At 64.1% G+C, this 18951-nt stretch carries 17 protein-coding genes; 11 read left to right on the top strand and 6 right to left on the bottom strand.

The window, feature by feature from the left end; all coding sequences use genetic code 11:
• Nucleotides 1–316: 316 nt before the first annotated feature.
• On the bottom strand, nt 317–841 hold the full coding sequence (locus GC1_RS21190) for a CBS domain-containing protein (RefSeq protein WP_019296964.1): 525 nt from the start codon (nt 839–841) through the stop codon (nt 317–319).
• Nucleotides 842–953: 112 nt separating this feature from the next.
• Here GC1_RS21190 and GC1_RS21185 point away from each other — a divergent pair, with 112 nt between their 5' ends.
• The 3 genes from GC1_RS21185 to nqrM all read left to right on the top strand — a co-directional run bounded on the left by GC1_RS21185 (nt 954) and on the right by nqrM (nt 2550).
• Nucleotides 954–1142: a hypothetical protein gene (locus GC1_RS21185; protein WP_019296965.1), complete on the top strand. Its 189-nt coding sequence runs from the start codon at nt 954–956 to the stop codon at nt 1140–1142.
• Nucleotides 1143–1221: 79 nt separating this feature from the next.
• On the top strand, nt 1222–2268 hold the full coding sequence (locus GC1_RS21180; RefSeq protein WP_019296966.1) for an FAD:protein FMN transferase: 1047 nt from the start codon (nt 1222–1224) through the stop codon (nt 2266–2268).
• Nucleotides 2269–2304: 36 nt separating this feature from the next.
• On the top strand, nt 2305–2550 hold the full coding sequence (gene nqrM / locus GC1_RS21175; RefSeq protein WP_019296967.1) for a (Na+)-NQR maturation NqrM: 246 nt from the start codon (nt 2305–2307) through the stop codon (nt 2548–2550).
• Nucleotides 2551–2583: 33 nt separating this feature from the next.
• Here the strand turns inward: nqrM and GC1_RS21170 are convergent, their stop codons facing one another.
• The gene (locus GC1_RS21170) at nt 2584–3993 is read right to left on the bottom strand and encodes an efflux transporter outer membrane subunit (RefSeq protein WP_019296968.1); all 1410 of its coding nucleotides are present in this window, start codon (nt 3991–3993) and stop codon (nt 2584–2586) included.
• Nucleotides 3994–4302: 309 nt separating this feature from the next.
• Here GC1_RS21170 and GC1_RS21165 point away from each other — a divergent pair, with 309 nt between their 5' ends.
• The 5 genes from GC1_RS21165 (at nt 4303) to GC1_RS21145 (ending at nt 11542) form a co-directional block, all read left to right on the top strand.
• Nucleotides 4303–5724 (top strand): aldehyde dehydrogenase family protein, encoded by a 1422-nt coding sequence (locus GC1_RS21165; protein WP_036762288.1) that lies wholly within the window; start codon nt 4303–4305, stop codon nt 5722–5724.
• A gap of 256 nt (nt 5725–5980) precedes the next feature.
• Nucleotides 5981–8083 (top strand): hydantoinase/oxoprolinase family protein, encoded by a 2103-nt coding sequence (locus GC1_RS21160; protein ID WP_019296970.1) that lies wholly within the window; start codon nt 5981–5983, stop codon nt 8081–8083.
• On the top strand, nt 8080–9741 hold the full coding sequence (locus GC1_RS21155; protein ID WP_019296971.1) for a hydantoinase B/oxoprolinase family protein: 1662 nt from the start codon (nt 8080–8082) through the stop codon (nt 9739–9741). The genes GC1_RS21160 and GC1_RS21155 overlap by 4 nt, the downstream gene beginning before the upstream one ends.
• Nucleotides 9738–10805 carry a pyridoxal phosphate-dependent aminotransferase gene (locus GC1_RS21150; protein ID WP_019296972.1) on the top strand — a complete coding sequence of 356 codons (1068 nt, stop codon included), beginning with the start codon at nt 9738–9740 and terminating at the stop codon, nt 10803–10805. The genes GC1_RS21155 and GC1_RS21150 overlap by 4 nt, the downstream gene beginning before the upstream one ends.
• Nucleotides 10802–11542: a maleate cis-trans isomerase family protein gene (locus tag GC1_RS21145; RefSeq protein ID WP_019296973.1), complete on the top strand. Its 741-nt coding sequence runs from the start codon at nt 10802–10804 to the stop codon at nt 11540–11542. Before GC1_RS21150 ends, GC1_RS21145 begins: the two co-directional genes overlap by 4 nt.
• A gap of 71 nt (nt 11543–11613) precedes the next feature.
• Here the strand turns inward: GC1_RS21145 and GC1_RS21140 are convergent, their stop codons facing one another.
• Both GC1_RS21140 and GC1_RS21135 read right to left on the bottom strand, forming a co-directional pair.
• Nucleotides 11614–13152: a trimethylamine methyltransferase family protein gene (locus tag GC1_RS21140; RefSeq protein WP_019296974.1), complete on the bottom strand. Its 1539-nt coding sequence runs from the start codon at nt 13150–13152 to the stop codon at nt 11614–11616.
• A gap of 29 nt (nt 13153–13181) precedes the next feature.
• A complete protein-coding gene (locus GC1_RS21135; RefSeq protein ID WP_019296975.1) occupies nt 13182–14534 on the bottom strand; it encodes an MmgE/PrpD family protein in 1353 nt (450 codons plus the stop codon).
• Between the two features lie 209 nt (nt 14535–14743).
• Here GC1_RS21135 and GC1_RS21130 point away from each other — a divergent pair, with 209 nt between their 5' ends.
• The 3 genes from GC1_RS21130 (at nt 14744) to GC1_RS21120 (ending at nt 16320) form a co-directional block, all read left to right on the top strand.
• A complete protein-coding gene (locus GC1_RS21130) occupies nt 14744–15631 on the top strand; it encodes a LysR substrate-binding domain-containing protein (protein WP_019296976.1) in 888 nt (295 codons plus the stop codon).
• An 81-nt stretch (nt 15632–15712) separates the two neighbouring features.
• Nucleotides 15713–15937, top strand: coding sequence for an AbrB/MazE/SpoVT family DNA-binding domain-containing protein (locus tag GC1_RS21125; protein WP_019296977.1), 225 nt, complete (start codon nt 15713–15715; stop codon nt 15935–15937).
• Nucleotides 15934–16320, top strand: coding sequence for a type II toxin-antitoxin system death-on-curing family toxin (locus tag GC1_RS21120; RefSeq protein ID WP_019296978.1), 387 nt, complete (start codon nt 15934–15936; stop codon nt 16318–16320). The genes GC1_RS21125 and GC1_RS21120 overlap by 4 nt, the downstream gene beginning before the upstream one ends.
• A gap of 28 nt (nt 16321–16348) precedes the next feature.
• Here the strand turns inward: GC1_RS21120 and GC1_RS21115 are convergent, their stop codons facing one another.
• Nucleotides 16349–16882: a GNAT family N-acetyltransferase gene (locus GC1_RS21115; protein ID WP_019296979.1), complete on the bottom strand. Its 534-nt coding sequence runs from the start codon at nt 16880–16882 to the stop codon at nt 16349–16351.
• A 106-nt stretch (nt 16883–16988) separates the two neighbouring features.
• The coding region (locus GC1_RS21110; protein ID WP_039498875.1) for a GcvT family protein at nt 16989–18951 on the bottom strand (1963 nt) is incomplete at its 5' end.

Raw genomic sequence — 18951 nt, 5'->3', positions numbered from 1 at the left:
AAACATAAGCAAAAACGCTGGTATTGCGGACATTCAATCACTTTCGGGCGATGGCCACTTTGCTTCGTTTCTTGTGAATTCAGCGACGGGTCTTCGCCGCGGTCTGCATGAATGACCGGTTCTGCCAATGCGTGGCGGCACCGAACTTCACACGTTTGCAGCATTCCGGTTGCTGTGTGCGCACGCAGCGAGGATTTCGAATATTCAGTTTGGGCTCAAACCGGTGATTGCTGCGCAAGGCGTGAATGGCGGCAGGATGCAGCAAGGCCTGCCGCCAGAGGTGATCCGCCCGAAGGCGGACCATTTGGTATGAGCCTCAGCCGACGATCATCTGCTTCATGCGCAGGGCTTCGTATTCCAGCTCTTTCAGACGGAAGTTCACCACGTCGCCGACGGTGATCATGCCCGCCAGCTTGCCGTCCTTCAGAACCGGCAGGTGGCGGAAGCGGCCCTCGTTCATCACCTTGGCGACGTCGATCAGCAGGTCGTCCGGCGCGCAGGTCTTGACCTCGCGGGTCATGATCTCCTCAACCAGTTGCGGCAGGGTGTGGCCCGGGGTGTCTGCCAGGCGGCGCACGATGTCGCGTTCCGACAGGATGCCCTGCAGCGCGCCGTTCTGGTCGGTGACCACCAACGCGCCGATGCGCTTTGCCTTCAGCGCCTCGACCGCGTGGCCGACCGTATCGTTGGGGCGGATCGCAAAGATCGCGTCGCCCTTGGCCTCCAGCAAACTGGCGACGGTCGACTGGCCGTGCGACAAATTCGACTCGGGCGATTGGCTGTGGCTTTCCTGCCCGGCCTTGTCGCCCCGGGTGGGAGGCTGGTATGAGAACGGTGCCATGCGCGGGGTCTCCTCCTGTATCCTGCATCAGGTCATACCCCCATCTTAGCGGCGGATTATGATCCGGAAAGGGGCGAAATGACGCGAGCGCTAACAACAGCGGAAAAACAACATGTTCGAAAGCCTCTACCTGACCCCCGTGACCGGTGCGCTGACCGTGTTCCTGGTGGTTGTCTGCGGCCACCTGTACCGGCAGAACTGGAAGAGTGAAGCACCCAACGCGCGCTTCCGGGCCTGGCTGTACGGGCTGCCTGCCGCGGTGGGCCTCTTGGCACTGGCCTTTCTGCCCTTGAAGTTCTGAGGCCTGCCCTGGCGCTCCGTTTGACTCTGGCGCGGGGCAGGGGCATAGCTGCGCCAGTTTTGCTGCCGGAGGTTGCCGAATGCCCAGCCTGATGCCCAGAAAGGTCCTGATCGCCCTGACCCTGCCCGCGGTGCTGGCCGTGTCCGGCTGCTGGTTCGATAGCGCGCCGGAAGAGGTGCGGCTGACCGGTGAAACCATGGGCACCACCTACAGCGTGATTGCCATTGGCGAGGATCTGGACCAGGAGGCGCTGGGTTCAGCCGTAGAGGGCACCCTGGCGTCGGTCAATGCCAAGATGTCGAACTGGGATCCGGCCTCGGAGGTTTCCACCTTTTCCGCCGAACGCAGCACCGCGCCGGTGCGGGTGTCGCCGGAGTTTGCCCATGTGCTGGCGGCGGCGAATGATGTGCACGCCAAGACCGGCGGCAAGTTCGATGTGACCCTCGGCCCGCTGATCGAGCTGTGGGGCTTTGGCCCGCGCAAACCCGAAGACCCGGTGCCATCGGATGCGGCCATTGCCAAGGCGCTGGAGAGCGTCGGGCAGGCGCGGCTGCTGATGCTGGACGCTGAGGCCGGGACGCTCAGAAAATCCGCGCCGGAAACCGGCATCAACCTGTCGGCCATCGCCAAGGGCTATGGCGTGGATGCGGTGGCAGAGGCGCTGCAGGGTTTTGGCGTCGAGCATTACATGGTCGAGATCGGCGGCGATCTGGTGACCAAGGGCGAAAACGCCAAGGGCGAAGCCTGGCGCATCGGCATCGAGAAACCGGATGCGGCGGCGCAGACCGTGCAGCTGATCGTGCCGGTCAGCAACCATGGGCTGGCGACCTCCGGCGATTACCGCAATTACTTCGAGTATGAGGGGACCCGTTATTCCCATATCCTCGATCCCGTTGCCGGGCGGCCGGTGACTCATGCGACCACTTCGGTCACAGTGATTGCAGAAAACGCCATGCTGGCCGATGCCTGGGCCACCGCAATGCTGGTTCTGGGCCGCGAAAACGGGCTGAAGCTGGCCGAGCAGCATAAACTTGCCGTGTTTTTCATTGATCGGGACGTGCAAGCCGGGCCGGATGCCTATATGACAGCGGCAAGCAGCGCCTTTGAGGCGTTAACCGCCAACTGACACCGCGCACCAAGCCATCCTGCGAGGGACCACTTTATGAGCACCTTTCTTCTGGCCTTTATCCTGCTGCTGATCGTTACCCTGGGCATGTCGCTGGGGGTCATTCTGATGGGCAAGAAGATCAAAGGCAGCTGCGGCGGCCTGAATGCGATTTCAGGTGCCGACAAATGCGTGGTCTGCTCCAAGGACATCGACCCCGACAGCCCGCTGCGTGACAAGCTGCAGTGCAAGCGCGCCCGCAAGATGGTCGAGCAGATGGAACGCGAAGCGCAGCAGGCCTGAGGCCGGCTGCCGCGTCTGCGCTGCAGGGCTGGCCTAGTCTGACTTCTTAACCAGAACCACCGCGCTGTCCGGATCCTGGTGCGGCGCCCAGCCCTTGCCCAGGGAGATCTGCAGGCGGGCCCAGGCCAGCGCCAGGTCGCGCCGGGCTGTGATCAGGCTCAGCTCATTGTCGCGCAGGGCTTCTTCTGTGTTCAACAGATCGAACAGGGTGATTTCATTGGCCTTGAAGGTTTCACGCGCCAGATCGGCGACCTTGGAACCGAGGTTGACCGCCCGCGCCTGGGCAGCGGTGCGTTCACGGGCGGCGCGCAGGTTGCTTTGCTGCGACTGGACCTCCTCAACCGCAGTGCGCACGGACGTTCGGTAGTCGTACTGAGCGGCCTTGGCCTCAGCCATCGCGCTTTGGTGGAAGGCGCGCAGAACCGGGCGGTTGAACAGCGGCAGGTTCAGCGCCGGGCCGATGGAATAAAGGTCATCCACGCCGCGTATGGCCTGAACCGATCCGGTGATTTCCAGCGAAGGATAGAGTTCTGCCTCGGTGACGCCGATGTTCGCGGTGGCGCCGCGCAGCTGGGCCTCAGCCAGCAGCACGTCGGGGCGGTTGCGCAGCAGGGTGGCGGGCACGCCCAGTTCCGGCTGGGTAGCGGGGGAGGGCTGGCCGGAGCTGCCCTGCATCATCGCAAAAACCTCTGACGCATCGCGGTCCAGCAGCGTGGCCAGGGCATAGACCGAGGATTCGTAGCTGGCGATGAAGGCTGGCAGGTCCGCCTTGGCGCTGGCGACCTGCAGCTTGGTGCGTTCCAGGTCCAGTGCCAGCACGGCACGGGCTTCTTTCAGCTCCTCCACCGTTTGCAGGATCTGCTGGCGCAGCTGGATGGTCTTGCGGGTGACCGCGGCACCGCGCTGAAAGAAGCGGGCCTGGATATAGGTGCGGGTAATGGCGTCGATCACCGCCAGCCGGGTGGTGGCCAGCTGGTAGAATTGGGCATCACGGTCAGCCACGGCCCGTTCGGAGCGGCGCTCGAACTCGCCGAACAGGTCAAAGACATAGGTGGCGCCAATGGCGGCGGTGTCGGTGCTGGTGGAGCCGTCCTGCGATTCGCGGCGCGAGAAGATCGAGCTGGCCTCCAGATCACCGCTGACCTGCTGCGGGCGGCCTGATCCCCGGCGCAGGGCTTCGGCTGCGATCAGCCGTTCCTTGGCGGCCTTGAGGCCGAGGTTCTGCTGCAGGCCTGCGGCAACCAGCCGGTTCAGCGCAGGGTCGTTCAAGCCCTGCCACCAGGTCTCAGACGCCCCCTTCGCGGTGGCATAGCTGCGGGATTGGTAATAGCTGACCGGCACCGCGAAATCGGGGCGGTGGTAGTCGATGCCGACAACGGTACAGCCGCACAGGAACGTGCCTGCCAGCAGCACGGACCGTGCTGTCCAATGGGGTTTGCTCATATTCTGCCTCTGGGCGCCCTTTTTGGCGGGCTTTCGGACAGCATAGCCAAGGCGGGAACCGGCCGCGAAGCGGTTCCGGCTTGCAATGGAGTCTTTCCCGGCTACTGATGCGTGCATCCCACAGCCTGAAAATGTCGAAATATTGCCAGCCCGGTGACGGTTTTGGCCTATCCTGTACGCGGGAAGCCGGGCAGGCTGCCGGATCAATGCCGCTGTCTGGAACTCCTGGCAGCATCCGCCGCAGGCAGATGGTCCGCGCCTCTGCCCCGGTCTCAACCGCATATGCGACGCAACAGTGAGAACAACCTGATGGACCTGCAAAAATTCTATATCGGCGGCGCCTGGGTGACGCCGCATTCGGCCCGCGAGTTTCCGGTGCTGAACCCGGCCACGGAAGAGCGGATCGGCACCATCATCCTGGGGGATGAGCAGGATGTGAACGCCGCGGTTGCAGCGGCCAAGGCGGCGTTTGAGAGTTTTTCGCAGACCTCCCGCGCCGAACGGATTGCGCTGCTGGAGCGCCTGCTGGAGATCAGCAGGGACCGGCGAGAGGAGCTAGCGCAAGCGATGAGCGCAGAGATGGGGGCGCCGGTTACCATGGCGCGGGACGCGCAGGCCGATTCGGGCATCGGGCACCTGGAGGGCATTCTGGAGGCGCTGAAGACGCAGGAGCTGCGTGAAACCCTGCCCAATGGCGATATTCTGGTGCGCGAGCCTATCGGCGTCTGCGGGCTGATCACCCCTTGGAACTGGCCGGTGAACCAGATCGCGCTGAAGGTTTTGCCGGCGCTGGCGACGGGCAGCACCTGCGTGCTGAAGCCATCAGAGCACACGCCCATGTCCGCCGCCGTTTATGCGCAGATGATTCATGACGCGGGCTATCCGGCAGGCGTCTTCAACCTGATCCACGGCGACGGGCCGACGGTGGGCGCGGGCCTGTCGCGGCATGTGGACGTTGACATGATGTCCTTCACCGGCTCGACCCGGGCCGGCATAGCGGTCTCCAAGGATGCGGCCGAAACGGTGAAGCGGGTGACGCTGGAACTGGGCGGCAAGTCTCCGAACCTGGTGTTCGCGGATGCTGACCTTGAGGAGAAGGTCACTGCCTCGGTGCTGGAGTGCATGTATAACACCGGCCAGAGCTGCGATGCGCCGACCCGGATGCTGGTGGAGCGCAGCTGTTACGATCAGGTGCTGGAGATTGCCAGGGCCGCCGCGGAGGGCCAGGCCGTTGGCGACCCGAGCCAGGAGGGCGATCACATCGGCCCGATGTTCGACCGCATCCAATACGACCGGGTGCAGACCATGATCCAGAAAGGTATCGACGAAGGTGCCACCCTGCTGGCGGGTGGTCTGGGCCGGCCCGAGGGGCTGGACAAGGGCTGGTATGTGCGCCCCACCGTCTTTGCCGGTGTGACTAACGATATGGCCATCGCGCAGCAGGAGATCTTTGGCCCGGTGCTGGTGATCATCCCGTTCGAGGACGAGGAAGACGCCATCCGCATTGCCAATGACACGCCTTACGGGCTGGCGGCCTATTTGCAGACCGGCGACCCGGAGCGGGCCGAGCGTGTTGCCGCCCGTTTGCGCGCAGGCGCAGTGCATATCAATGGCGGCGGCTTCAACTACGGCTCGCCCTTTGGCGGCTACAAGCAGTCCGGCAACGGCCGCGAGGGCGGCATGCTGGGGCTGGAGGATTATCAGGAAGTGAAAACCCTGCATTTCGGCTGAGAAGCCCTTCCTCCCGGCGGGAAACTGCCGGGAGGGGTGCCGCCATTGGCCTGTCAGATGCCGTTATCTGACTGTGCGCGTGTCGCAATCCGCAAAGCGTGCCGCCCGGCAGCGCCTCAGGATGGGGGCATGACACAAAGCTTCATTCCAAAACGCATGGACCGCCGCGCAACCGGGTGCAACCTGGTCGCTGCCTGAGTTCCGCTGCCCCTGGTGGGCTTTGACGGTTTCTCAACGGCGGACATTGGAATGACACATGACAGCATCACAAGCGCTGCGCCTTGCCATTGATATTGGCGGCACATTCACTGACACCGTTCTGGTGGCGGGCGAAGACAGAATTCTGGCCTCAACCAAGACCCTGACCACGCATCAGAACCCGGGCATTGGCGCGATGGAAGGCGCGGCGCGGGTGATGGCGCAGGCGGGGCGGTCTTTGGGCGAAGTCACCGGTTTTATCCACGGGACCACCCTGGCGACCAATGCGCTGATCGAGCGGCGCGGGGCGCGGGTGGCGACGGTGACGACTGAAGGGTTCCGGGACATTCTGGAGATCGCCTATGAGCGGCGCTATTCCCAGTATGACATCAACCTGGAGAAGCCGGACCTGCTGGTGCCGCGGGAACGCGCGCTGACAATTCGGGAGCGGATGTCGGCAACAGGAGAAGTGCTGATCCCCATGGAGGACAGCGCGGTAGAGGCGCTGATTGCGGAGCTGGATGCCAGCGGGGCAGAGGCGGTGGCGGTCTGCCTGATGCACGCCTATTCCAACCCGGACCATGAGCGGCGGCTGCGGGACATTCTGGCGGCGCGGCGGCCCGGGCTGACGGTCTCGATCTCCTCGGAGGTCAGCCCCGAGGCGCGGGAGTTCGACCGGCTCTGCACCACGGTTGCCAATGCCTATATTCAGCCGCTGATGGAGACTTATCTGGCGCAGTTTGCCGGGCGGTTCGCGGCGGAAGGCGTTGCCTGCCCGATCCTGATGATGACCGCGGGCGGCGGCATGTGCACCATTCAGACCGCGGCGCGGTTTCCGATCCGGCTGGTGGAGTCGGGGCCTGCCGGCGGCGCCATCCTAGCGGCGCGGATTGCGGCGCAGGCGGGGCTGGAACAGGTGTTGTCCTTTGACGTGGGCGGCACCACCGCCAAGCTGTGCCTGATTGATGGCGCCCGGCCGCAGACCTCGCGCCAGTTCGAAATTGCCCGCGCCGCGCGCTTCATCAAAGGGTCGGGCATGCCGGTGCGGATCCCGGTGATCGAGATGATCGAGATCGGGGCCGGGGGCGGCTCCATCGCCGGGGTGGACCAGCTGGGCCGGCTGACCGTGGGGCCGAAATCGGCTGGGTCGGAGCCGGGTCCGGTGGCCTTCGGGCGCGGCGGCACGGAGCCGACCGTGACCGACAGCGACATCACGCTGGGCTATATCGTGCCGGAGACCTTTGCCGAGGGGCATATCCGGATTGACCTGGAGGCTTCTAAGGAAGCGCTGAGCCGGGTGATTGGTTCGCGGCTGGAACTGGATGGCACTGGCGCTGCCGACGGCGTCAGCCGGATTGTCGATGAAAGCATGGCCAGCGCCGGACGGATGCACGCGGTGGAGTCGGGCAAGGATCTGGGCGCGCGCACGATGATTGCCTTTGGCGGCAACGGGCCGCTGCACGCAACCCGGGTCGCGCGTTCCGCCGGGGTGGCGCGTATCGTGATCCCGCCCAATCCGGGTGTTGGCTCAGCCGTGGGCTTCCTGTTTGCGCCGGTCAGTTTTGAAATCGTGCGCTCGCGTTATTCGCTGCTGGAGGACCTGGATCTGGACGGCATCAATACACTGTTTGCCCAGATGATCGACGAGGCGCAATCGGTGGTGGCGCAGGGCGCGGGCGATGCTGAAACGCTGGTGCAGCGGACGGCCTTCATGCGCTACAGCGGGCAGGGGCATGAGATCGAGATTGCCCTGCCGGACCGTGATCTGGCGGCGGAGGATCTTGGCCCGCTGATTGCGGCGTTTGAAACTGAGTACGCGCGGCAATTCTCGCGTCCCGTGCCAGGGATGAAGATCGAGATCCTGAACTGGGCGGTGCGGGTGGCAACACCGGATGCGAAGGTGCCGCCGGTGCCGGAGGTGCCGGCGCTGCGGACAATCACGCCCGGGGCCTTCCGGCCAATCATTTGCGATGTGGATGGCCGCGAAAAGCAGGCGGCATTTGTGCCGCGGGATAGTCTGAAACCCGGCGACCGCATCCCAGGCCCGGCGCTGATCACCGAGCCGCAGACCACCACTCTGGTCTCGGCGGATTTCTCCGCCCATGCGGATGCCATCGGCAACCTTGTCCTGATCCGGGACCAAAAAGGAGATAAGCAATGACCGCCTTGTCACAGGACCTGTCGCCAGCCCGCCTGCAAGTTATGTGGAACCGGTTGCTGGCCGTGGTCGAGGAGCAAGGGCAGACCCTGATCCGCGCCGCATTTTCCCCGATCGTGCGCGAATGCGGCGATATCTCTGCCGGGATTTTCGACGCAATGGGGCAGATGCTGGCGCAGGCGGTCACTGGCACGCCGGGCCATATCAACACCATGGCAGAGGCGGTGATGCACCTGCGCGAACGCTTCCCGGCGGAGACCATGAAGCCCGGCGATATCTACATGACCAACGATCCCTGGCTGGCCTCGGGGCATCTGAACGATTTCCTCTTGATGATGCCGGTGTTCAAAGGGGGCAGAGTGGTCGGCTTCACCTCCTGCACCTCTCATCTGGTGGACCTGGGCGGGCTGGGCATGGGGCCGGAGGGGTCTGACATCTATGACGAGGGGCTGCTGATCCCGCCCTGCAAACTGGTGGCGGAAGGCGAACCGAACGCGCTTCTGCTGGACATTGTCCGCGCCAACAGCCGCGAGCCGATTGCCAATGAGGGGGACATATATGCGCTGATTGCCTGCTGCGAGGCCGGGGCGGCACGGCTGGCAGGGATGATGGAGGAGTTTGGCCTCAGCGATCTGAATGCGCTCGGGGCCTATATCATCGAGACCTCCCGCCGGGGCACATTGCAGGCCATCGCGGAGGTGCCGGAAGGGGTCTACCGCAATGTGCTGAAAATGGACGGCTATGAGAATGAGCTGGAGCTGCACGCGGCGCTGACCGTTTCCAAGGGCGGTATGCATGTGGATTTCACCGGCACCTCGGGCTGTTCCAGCAAGGGCATCAACGTGCCGCTGAACTATGCCACCGCCTATACGGTGTTTGCGCTGCGCTGCATTGTGGGGCCGGATATTCCAAACAATGCGGGGAGTTTGGCGCCCTTTACCGTGGATGGCCCCAAAGGCTGCATCCTGAATGCGCAGCGCCCGGTGCCGGTGGCGATGCGGCATACGCTGGGGCAGGTAGCGCCGGATCTGGTGCTGGGCTGCCTGCATCAGGCGCTGCCGGACCAGGTTCCGGCGGAGGGTGCCAGCTGCATGTTTGACCTGCCGATGCGGCACGCGCCGGAAGTGGCCCGCGACGGTGGGCGGGAGTTTGCCATCGAGCCGGTCCACAACGGCGGCACCGGCGCCCGGCCCCATGCGGACGGGTTGTCGGCAACCGCCTATCCCTCGGGCGTTTATGGCAGCCAGGTGGAGATCACCGAGGCGGTGGCGCCTGTCGTTATGTGGCGGCGCGAGCTGCGGCCCGACTCGGGCGGCGCAGGCAAATACCGCGGCGGGCTGGGGCAGCGGATCGAGATGACATCCTCCAACGGCGCGCCATTTATCGTGTTCCTGTCGGTGGAGCGGCTGAAGTTCCCGGCCTTGGGGCGCATGGGCGGCTTGCCCGGCGCGCCGGGGCGTATCCGGTTCCGCGATGGGGAACAGGACATTGCGGGCAAGGGCGAGCTGCGGGTGGAGGCAGGCGATTATCTGATCTTTGAAACCCCAGGTGGCGGCGGGTTTGGCGATCCCTTGCAGCGCGACCCGGAGGCGCTGGCGCTGGACATGGAGCGCGGTCTGGTGACGGAAGAAGGCGCGCGCGCCTATGGGTGTGGCCAATGATCCGTGCGGTGCCGCATGTGGCGGCCATGGCGTCTTATGCGCTGGCGGATTTGGGCGGGGCGGGGACGGTCTCGCTTGCGCAGAATGAAAGTGCGTTCCCACCCAGCCCGGCGGCCCTTGCGGCGGGCCGGGCGGTGCTGGAGCAGATGCCGCTCTATCCGGATCCGGAGTGGCCGGACTTGCGCGCCGCAGTGGCAAAGGTACATGGGCTGGACCCGGCCAAGGTGCTGTGTGGGGCCGGCTCTATGGAGCTGATCGGTTGCCTGATCCGCGCCTTTGCCGGACCGGGGGACCGCGTGCTGGGGACCGATTACGGCTATGCCTTCGTGGCCACCGCTGCGGCGCAAGTGCAGGCGGATTACGTCAAGGCGCGGGAGCGGGAGCTGACGGTCTCAGTGGAGGATATCCTTGCTGCGGTGACGCCTGAGGTGCGGATTGTGTTTGTCTGCAATCCAGGCAATCCGACCGGCACGCTGATCCCCAACGCGGACCTCCTGCGCCTGCGCCAAGACTTGCCTGCGGATGTGCTGCTGGTGGTCGATCAGGCCTATGCCGAATTTGCTGATGCGGACAACAATCCGGGCGAAATCTTTGCGCTGGCAGAGCGCGGCGATACCGTGGTGCTGCGGACGCTGTCCAAGGCCTATGGGCTGGCGGGGGCGCGGGCCGGCTGGGGGTATTTTCCGCCAGCGATTGCCGGGGAAGTGCGCAAGCTATTGAACCCCAACAATATCTCCATTCCCTCGCAAGCGATGGCGGCGGCGGCGATGCGGGATCAGGCGCATATGCGGGACGTGGTGTCCCAAACCGCTGCCATCCGGGACACGTTTGCCGAAGACTGCCGCGCGCTGGGGCTGGAGGTGCCGCAGAGCCATACCAACTTTGTGCTGATCCGCTTTGCCTCCGCCAGTCAGGCGCAGGCGGCGGACGCGGCGCTGCGGGGGCAGAACCTGCTGATGCGTGGAATGGGCGGTTACGGGCTGGGCGATTGCCTGCGCGCCACCATGTGCGGGCGGGACGTGATGGACCGGGCGCTGGACGTGCTGAAGGGAGTGCTGGCATGAAACATGAAACGCGCACCCGCGCGAAGATCGGCGTTCTGGTGCCTTTCACCAACACCAACCTTGAGGCCGACATGATGCTGATGCGCTGCCCGGACACCACGGTGCATTTCCAGCGCATGGGCGGATATGACGTGGAGGAGATCCCCGGTTCTGATCAGATGGCGGGGCTGGGGGCGTCAGATATCAGCCATGACCTGCGGATGATTGCAGGGGTGCGGCCTGATGTTGTGCTTTACGGCTGCACCTCGGCGACGCTGACCCACGGGCCGGAGTTTGATGCGGATCTGGCGGCGCAGATCAAGGCGGGGTCGGGTGCGGTTTGCCTGACCGCCGCCGGTTCTCTGGTGGCGGGAATTCGGGCGCTGGGGGCGGTGAAGATTGGGTTTTCCTCCCCCTATTTAGGGGAGATCAACAGGCAGGCGATGGAGTTCCTGTCGGCGAACGGCATCGAAACTGTCAGATGCGCGGACATCGGGCGTGAGCTGGGCAACTACGGCCAGGGGGAGCTGACGCCGCAGGAGGTGTTTGATCTGGCCTGCCAGGCGGATCATCCGGAGGCAGAGGCCATCGTGCTGAGCTGCACCGACATGCGCGCGGTAGAGGCCGGGGAGCGGATCGAGGCGCATCTGGGCAAGCCGGTTATCACTTCCAACCAGGCGATGATGTTCTGCGTGATGCGGGCGCTTGGCCTGCCGCGGCATCGCGGGCTGCCGGGGCGGCTGTTTGATCGGCTCTAAACTGGCGTCTGTTTCATCTTTGCGAAAATACTCCGGGGAGCGCGAGGGGCAGGCCCCTCGCACCCGTCCCATCAAGGCTCGCCGGAGCCGATTTCTTCTTTCCGGCGGGCGACATAGGCGTCCAGCTCCTCGCGAACGGCGGGCTCCATTGCGGGCTCCTCGTAATCCTGCAGCGCCTGCTGCCAGAGGCCGGTGGCGCGCTGCAGTGCATCCTTGGCACCTGCCGCCTCCCAATTCTCGTAGTTCTGCCAGTCCGACAGCATCGGCCGGTAGAACGCGGTCTCATAACGCGCCATCGTGTGTTCGGCGCCAAAGAAATGGCCGCCGGTGGGGACTGACTGGATGGCATCAAAGCCCAGTTCATCCGTGTCGAACTTCATCGGTTTCAGGAATTCGATCATGTTCTGGATGATCTCCACATCCAGGATGAACTTCTCATAGGACGCGGTCAGCCCGCCCTCCAGCCAGCCGGCCGCGTGATAGACGATATTGGCACCGCCCAGCACCGCGCCCCAGGTCGCCATCATGGTTTCATAAGCCGCCTGCAAGTCCACCGCGTTGGAGGCATTGGCGTTGGAGGTCCGGTAGGGGATGCCGTAACGCCGCGCCAGCTGGCCGCCGACGATATTGGCCTTGGCGTTTTCCGGCGTGCCAAAGGCGGGGGCGCCGCTGCGCATGTCGACGTTGGAGGTGAAAGAGCCGTACATCACCGGGGTGCCGGGGTTCACAAGTTGTGTCAGCACCACGCCGAACAGCGCCTCAGCGTTCTGCTGGGCCAGCGCCGCGGGCAGGGTCACCGGCGTCATCGCCCCCATCAGGGTAAAGGGCGTCACCGTCACCGGCTGGCCGTATTCGGCCATGGCAATCAGCCCGTCGCCCATCGCGTCGTCAAACAGCCGCGGCGAGTTGACCGAGATGATGGTGATCACGCCCGGATCTCCCTTCATCTCCTCCGGTGTCTGGCCGCGGGAGATTGCCATCATGTTGATCCCGTCCAGTGCCCGGCCGCGGCCGATGGCGGAGCAGTGGAAGCTGAGGTCGGCATAGGTGATATTGGCCAGATAGGTGTCCAAGTGGCGGTTGTTGGCGGGCAGCTCCAGCGGCGCGGTGACCTGGTTGCCGATCAGGTGGATGGCGTTGAAGTGATGCGCCAGCTTGATGAAGTTCTGGTAGTCGGGGAGGTTGCCGGAGCGGCGCCCATTGATGCAGTCATGCACGTTGGGCGGGCCGGCCACCAGGCCAAAGGTCACGTTGTTGCCGCCGAGCGTGATCCGCTTGTCCCGGTTTCGGCCGGTCAGGGTGAACTCCGCCGGGACTGTCTTCAACGCTTCAGTGACGATGGTTTCGTCGATGCGGATGGTCTTGGTGTCGCGGTCGACAATGGCGCCCGCGGCCTCGAAAATGCCCATCACGTTCTCGCCCATCACCCGGATGCCGGCCTCTGACAGGATCCGCATTGAGGTGGCGTGCAGCTGGTCCATCTGCTCCGTGTTCAGGAGCTCAAACGCAGGGTAAGTGTTTTTTACCTGGCTCCAGGGGAGCTGGTCGATACTGCCGCCGGAGCGGGAGGATTTGCCGCGGCGCCCGCCGCCGCGTCTGTCGCGTGCCATGTGTCTGTCTTTCTGGTCAGGTTGGTGGCTTAGTTTTCGGGCGCGTCATAGATGAGACGCCCCAGATCGGAGAAATTGCTGCCTTCATTGGTGAAGCCCAGCACTGCATCGCGGATGGCACCGGCGCGGGCCTCGCCCAGCGAAGGCGCGGCGAACTCCATGAATTTCCGCTCGATGTCCTCCTGCGAGAACGGCGCTTCTGGGCCGCCGCGGGCATGGACGTCGCCGGATTCGATGACCCGTCCGTCGGTCAGCGTCACCACCACATCGGCAACCCGGCAAGCCGGGAAGCGGACGGAATGGCGCGCGGCCTCAGAGACGGTGATGCGCTCGTGGATTGATGCAACTAGCGGGTCGGCAAGGCCCGCTCCGGAGATATGCTCGACCCCGATCCGCCCGTATGCGGCCTGAATGGCAACGGCAAAGCCCAGCGAATACTGTGCCTGGCTGGTGGTCGAGGGGATACCCGGATAGAGGCAGGCGCTTTCGTGGAAAGTGTTGATGTGGATCTTGGCGATCTGCTCGTGGCTCAGATCGTGTTCCAGCATCACCTGCCGCACGGCGTCGATCGGCGCATGGGCCCAGCGGCAGATCGGGTATGGCTTCACATACTGGTGTTCCATCTGCCAGAAGCGGCCGAGGTCCTCCCAATGTTCCGCCACCCGGTCTTCCTCGATGGTGATTGCGGGCGCGCCGGTGAAGCCTTTTTCTGCCAGCACAGCCGCTGACATGCCTGCCATCGCGCCCCAGCCGGAACCGTCATGCAGCATCGAGGGGTTGGCGATCTCGCGCATCATCTGGCTGCGGGGGCCGTGGAATTCGGCGATCCCCAGCGCCTGGCGCAGCTGGCCGCGGCTGAGGCCGCGCATCCGGGCGGCCATTGCCGCCACCCCCAGCGCGTTCCAGGCGCCCGACGTGTGGTAGTCACTGACAGTTGCATGCAGCGACAGCGCGGCGCGGCCCGCCAGCTCATAGCCCAGCGTGGTGATCGCCAGCGCCTCCGGCCCTGAGAAATCCGGCACCGTTTCCGCCAAGGCCGCAATTGCCGGGATCACCACCACGCCGATGTGGCCCTTGGTCGGGTAATAGCCGTCGTGGCCGTCCAGATTGTCGGTGGCGGTGGCGGCGGCATAGGCGGCACCTGCGACGCTGACCCGGCGGCCGTCAAACATCATCCGGGCGCCAAGGCCGTCCTCACCGCAGCCATAAAGCGCCACGGCGGTGTCGCGGCCGATGCACCCGGCCTCCATTGGGGTGGCGCCGATAGTGATGCCCAGGGTGTCCAGGAACATCAGCGCCGCAGCCTTTCGGGTGGTTTCCGGCAAATCGCCGGGGGTCAGGCCAAAGGTGAAATCGGCGGCGCGGTCGAATGTGGCTGTCATGTCAAGCGGTCCATAAGGGGGCGTTGGTCAAAGCCTAGGCTCCGCCGCCGCAGGTGACCCGCAAATAAACCGGGGTCATAGGGCCGTTTTATTTCGCGAAATGCGTGCTAGACGTCGTTTTTCGCCCCTCTCGGGACGTGATCCCTTTGGAATTGCAGCCCAATCCATTGCATGGGAACATGGCCCCGAAACCGCCAGCGGACCTCTTGATGAAAAACCTGCCCCACCTGACATTCCTGCGCTCTTTTGAGGCCGCGGCGCGCTATCTCAGCTTCACCTCGGCGGCGGATGAGCTTAACTGCACCCAGTCGGCGGTGTCCAACCACGTGCGCAGCCTGGAGGAGTTCATCGGCCGCCCGCTGTTCGTGCGCCATCCGCGGTCCTTGTCGCTGACTGACGTGGGGGAGGCCTATCTTCCTTCGGTCCGCCATGCGCTGCAGGAAATCGACAGCGCGACCCAGCTGTTGATCTCGCAAAGCCACAAGCGGGAGGTGGTGATCTCCTGCCCGGTCAGCCTGGCGGAGCGCTGGCTGCTGAAGGTGATCGAGGGGTTTTCCGCGGCGCATCCGGATATCGACCTGACCATTCACAGCACGATCTGGGTGGATGTGGAGACAAATGTCTCGGACATTTCGATCACTATCAACCACGTGGATGATGTGATGGGGCCGGCGGTTAAGCTGTGGGACGAGAAGCTGGCGCTGGTCTGTGCGCCCGGTTTCCAGGTTGCGGGAGAGACGCTGACCCGGCCGGAACAGCTGGTGCAGGCGAAACTGATCCACATTCTGGGGCGGCCGATCTATTGGGAGAAGATCGCCAAGCATTACGGGCTTACCGGGATCGAGCTGAAGGGCGGCTTGCAGACCAATTCCTCCAACATGGGGCTGGAGTTTGCCGCCAATGGAATGGGCTGTGCGGTTCTGCCGAAAACACTGGTCCGGTCCCATGTGGCAGACGGGCGGCTGGTGGAACCGTTTGATTTCGACCTGGATTGCCCCTGGACCTATTTCGCCACCTTCAAGGACAAGGCGGCGACGCCCTCGGTCAAGCATTTCAAGGCATGGCTACTAAAGGCGGCAGCGGAGATGGAACTGTAGGGCATCAAGGCGAGCCGCAGGCAGCATTGAATTCTGGCGGTGTTTCGCGTATATACGGGTATATATACGTGAGGCTTGCCAATGATTGAGACCAAGATCAGGAAAGTCGGGAACTCTGCCGTCATCACCCTGACGACAGAGATGCTGACGATGCTGGACGCCAAGGAAGGCGACACGCTGTTTGTGGTGCGCGGCGATGATGGCAGCCTGCGGGTGATGGCGCATGATCCAACGGTGGCCGAGGCGCTGGCAGCAGCTGAGGTCGTGATGGATGAAAACCGCGACCTGCTTCAGGCGCTGGCGTGAGCACATACACCTGGGTGCCGCTGGCGGCGGTAACCATTTTCCATGACCGGCAAATCTCGCGCCATGGCGGCGCGGCGGGGATGCGTGACAAGGCGCTTCTGGAAATGGGATGCGCGCGGGCAATGAACCTGGCTGCCTATTCCGATGCAGGCGTGGCGGAGGTTGCCGCGGCTTATGCCTTCGGCATCGCCAAGGCGCATGCGTTTGTGGATGGCAACAAGCGCACGGCCTTTGTGACCGCTTTGACCTTCCTGCGCCTCAACGGCTACCAGTTCCGCCCGGACCCGGTGGAGGGTGTGCGGATGATGGAGGATCTGGCCACGGGGGACGTGGATGAGGCCGCATTTGCAGCATGGCTCACGGCGGGGATGCAGCCGCTTTGATGCCGGTGCGCCGGGGCCGGGTGCTGCGTTAACCGATGATTTTTACAAAGAAATGCAGGTGTGGCCGCAGCATGGGCTGGTCCAGATAGGTCGTTGTTTCCATTGGTGTCTCCACCTCTGTGAAACCCAGCTTGGGGTAAAGACTGCGCATTTCGACATTTGGCGTCAGCGTGTCGGCCACCAGCCGTTTGAGGCCCATTTTACGAGCCGCCTCCTCGCGCGCCTCGATCAGCCGCCGCCCGGTCCCGGTGCCGCGCGCGGCCTCGACGACAAAGACCCGTTTCAGCTCTCCGGTTTCCCGGTCCAGCCGTTTCAGCATGCCGCATCCGACGATCTGGCCGGTCTCGCTCCGCGCCAGCAGCAGGCAGCCGTTCGGCGGCAGGTAATCGCTGGCGTTGGCCCAGAATTCCGCCAGTGCGCTTTGCGGGGCCGCCGGGTCGATGGCGAAGCCCATATCGCCCATCCGCTGGACAATGAGGTCGTAATACTGCGCCAGAATTCTGTTCAGCTCCTGCTTTGGCGGCAATGCATCGCAGTGAATGATCTCGATATCTTGCATCATGCTGTGCTCCCTGCCGGATAATATAGTCAACCTTACCGGCGGGCCAAAGCCTGCAGCCCCGGCCATTGGACCGGGGCTGCAGGTGTTCATTCGGCTATATTAGGGCTCATGCCCGCAGCCGCGCGCCCGATGGGTCAAAGGCTGCCGCTTCCAGGATGCGCGCCTTGTGCGGCTTGCCGAGGATATAGACCTCAACCTCATCTCCTGGCTTGGCAAAGGCCGGGTTGGCGTACCCCAGCGCCAGCGATTTGCCGACCGAGTAGCCATAAGCGCCTGAGGTGACACGGCCCACCGGTTTGCCGTCCGGAGTAAAGACCGGCTCGCCGCCGGAGGCGTCGGCATCGTTCACCGCGTCGATTTCAAAGGCGGATAGCATTTCGCGCGGGGCGTTGTCCTTGACCTTCAGATAGGCGTCCTTGTTCAGGAAGTCCTTGTCCAGCTTGATCAGACCGGCCAGGCCAACCTCCTGCGGCCAGTATTCCTGGCTGTATTCGCGGCCCCAGGAGCCGTAGCCCTTTTCGATCCGCAAGCTCCCCAGCGCGCGGCCGCCGACCGGGCCGCCATCGAACTCTGCCGCTGCGGCCAGCAGGGCAGAGTACAGTTTGACCTGGTCTTCTTCAGCGCAGTGCAGTTCCCAGCCCAAATCGCCGGTGAAGGAGACACGGATTGCCAGGCATTCCACACCTGCCACGTCGATGGTGCGGGAGCGCATGAAGCGGAAAGCCTCGTTCGACAGATCCGCGTTGGTCATCCGCTGCAGCATGTCGCGCGACTTCGGACCGGCCACGTTGAAGCCCGCGATGCGGTTGGTGGCGACTTCAAAGGTGGAGCCTTCCGGCAGTTCGACCATGTTGAAGAAGCGCTGGTGATAGCGTTCCGCCATGCCGGAACCGACCATCATGTACTCATCATCCGCCACCTTGGTGATGGTGAAGTCGCCGGCAACGCCGCCGCGCACGGAAATCAGCGGGGTGAGGCAGGAGCGGCCGACCTCGGTTGGCACCTTGTTGGCGACCAGCTTGTCCAGCCACTCAAACGCGCCCGGGCCTTTGATCACGTAGTTGGCGAAGTTGGAGATGTCGATCACCCCGACGTTCTCGCGCAGCATCTTCACTTCGCGTCCCACCGGCTCCCACCAATTCTGGCGGGTGAAGCTGTTGGTATCGGTGGTGCCGGGGGTGCCGGAGAACCACAGGGGATGCTCCCAGCCGCAGTTGAGGCCAAAGACGCAGCCCATTTCCTTTTGCATCTCATAAGCGGGGCGCACACGGGCCGGGCGGCCGGCGCTGCGTTCCTCATTCGGGAAATGGATGGCAAAGCGGTGCGCGTATTGATCCTCGACACGGGCCTTGGTGAATTTCTTGTCGGCCCAGTCGCCAAAGCGCGCCAGGTCCCAGGCGAACATGTCGTACTGCGGCTCGCCCTCGATCATCCACTGCGCCGCCAGCAGGCCGAGGCCGCCGGACTGGGAGAAGCCGGGGATGATGCCGGTGCAGCAGAAGTAGTTTTTCAGCTCCGGCACCGGGCCCCAGATGGCGTTTGAATCCGGCGACCAGATCATCGGACCGTTGATGACGCGCTTGACGCCGGCGGTTTCGGCGCAGGGCACCCGCTCGGTGGCGCGGATCACGTTTTCCATGATCCGGTCCAGATCGTCGGGGAACAGCTCATGCGCGAAGTCCAGCGGCGTGCCGTTTTCGGCCCAGAAGCGCATGTCCTTTTCATAGGCGCCGATCAGGAAGCCGTTGCCCTCCTGACGGAAGTAGTATTCGCCGTCGCGGTCGGCGATTGAGGGCAGGCGGCGGCCCAGATTGGCGACCTCGTCGATGGACTCAGTAACGAAATACTGATGCTCGGTCGGCTGCAAGGGCAGGGTGAGGCCGGCCATCGCCGCCACCTCGCGGCCCCAAAGGCCGCCTGCGTTCACCACCCATTGGGTGTGGATGTCGCCCTTTTCGGTTTTCACAATCCAGCTGCCGTCGGGCTGCTGTTCGGTGCCAATGACCGGGCAGAAGCGTTCAATCTGGGCGCCCATGGCGCGGGCGCCGGCGGCATAGGCCATGGTGACG

Origin of the sequence: Leisingera sp. ANG1, from assembly GCF_000203975.2 — a bacterium.
In the GTDB taxonomy this organism is placed as follows: Bacteria; Pseudomonadota; Alphaproteobacteria; order Rhodobacterales; family Rhodobacteraceae; genus Leisingera.
This window is presented reverse-complemented; position numbering and strand designations above follow the sequence as displayed.

Bases quoted from the DNA above. Each gene is read 5' to 3' on its own strand.
- GC1_RS21190 (WP_019296964.1), bottom strand. From the start codon at position 841: ATGGCACCGTTCTCATACCAGCCTCCCACCCGGGGCGACAAGGCCGGG.
- GC1_RS21185 (WP_019296965.1), top strand. From the start codon at position 954: ATGTTCGAAAGCCTCTACCTGACCCCCGTGACCGGTGCGCTGACCGTG.
- GC1_RS21180 (WP_019296966.1), top strand. From the start codon at position 1,222: ATGCCCAGCCTGATGCCCAGAAAGGTCCTGATCGCCCTGACCCTGCCC.
- nqrM (WP_019296967.1), top strand. From the start codon at position 2,305: ATGAGCACCTTTCTTCTGGCCTTTATCCTGCTGCTGATCGTTACCCTG.
- GC1_RS21170 (WP_019296968.1), bottom strand. From the start codon at position 3,993: ATGAGCAAACCCCATTGGACAGCACGGTCCGTGCTGCTGGCAGGCACG.
- GC1_RS21165 (WP_036762288.1), top strand. From the start codon at position 4,303: ATGGACCTGCAAAAATTCTATATCGGCGGCGCCTGGGTGACGCCGCAT.
- GC1_RS21160 (WP_019296970.1), top strand. From the start codon at position 5,981: ATGACAGCATCACAAGCGCTGCGCCTTGCCATTGATATTGGCGGCACA.
- GC1_RS21155 (WP_019296971.1), top strand. From the start codon at position 8,080: ATGACCGCCTTGTCACAGGACCTGTCGCCAGCCCGCCTGCAAGTTATG.
- GC1_RS21150 (WP_019296972.1), top strand. From the start codon at position 9,738: ATGATCCGTGCGGTGCCGCATGTGGCGGCCATGGCGTCTTATGCGCTG.
- GC1_RS21145 (WP_019296973.1), top strand. From the start codon at position 10,802: ATGAAACATGAAACGCGCACCCGCGCGAAGATCGGCGTTCTGGTGCCT.
- GC1_RS21140 (WP_019296974.1), bottom strand. From the start codon at position 13,152: ATGGCACGCGACAGACGCGGCGGCGGGCGCCGCGGCAAATCCTCCCGC.
- GC1_RS21135 (WP_019296975.1), bottom strand. From the start codon at position 14,534: ATGACAGCCACATTCGACCGCGCCGCCGATTTCACCTTTGGCCTGACC.
- GC1_RS21130 (WP_019296976.1), top strand. From the start codon at position 14,744: ATGAAAAACCTGCCCCACCTGACATTCCTGCGCTCTTTTGAGGCCGCG.
- GC1_RS21125 (WP_019296977.1), top strand. From the start codon at position 15,713: ATGATTGAGACCAAGATCAGGAAAGTCGGGAACTCTGCCGTCATCACC.
- GC1_RS21115 (WP_019296979.1), bottom strand. From the start codon at position 16,882: ATGATGCAAGATATCGAGATCATTCACTGCGATGCATTGCCGCCAAAG.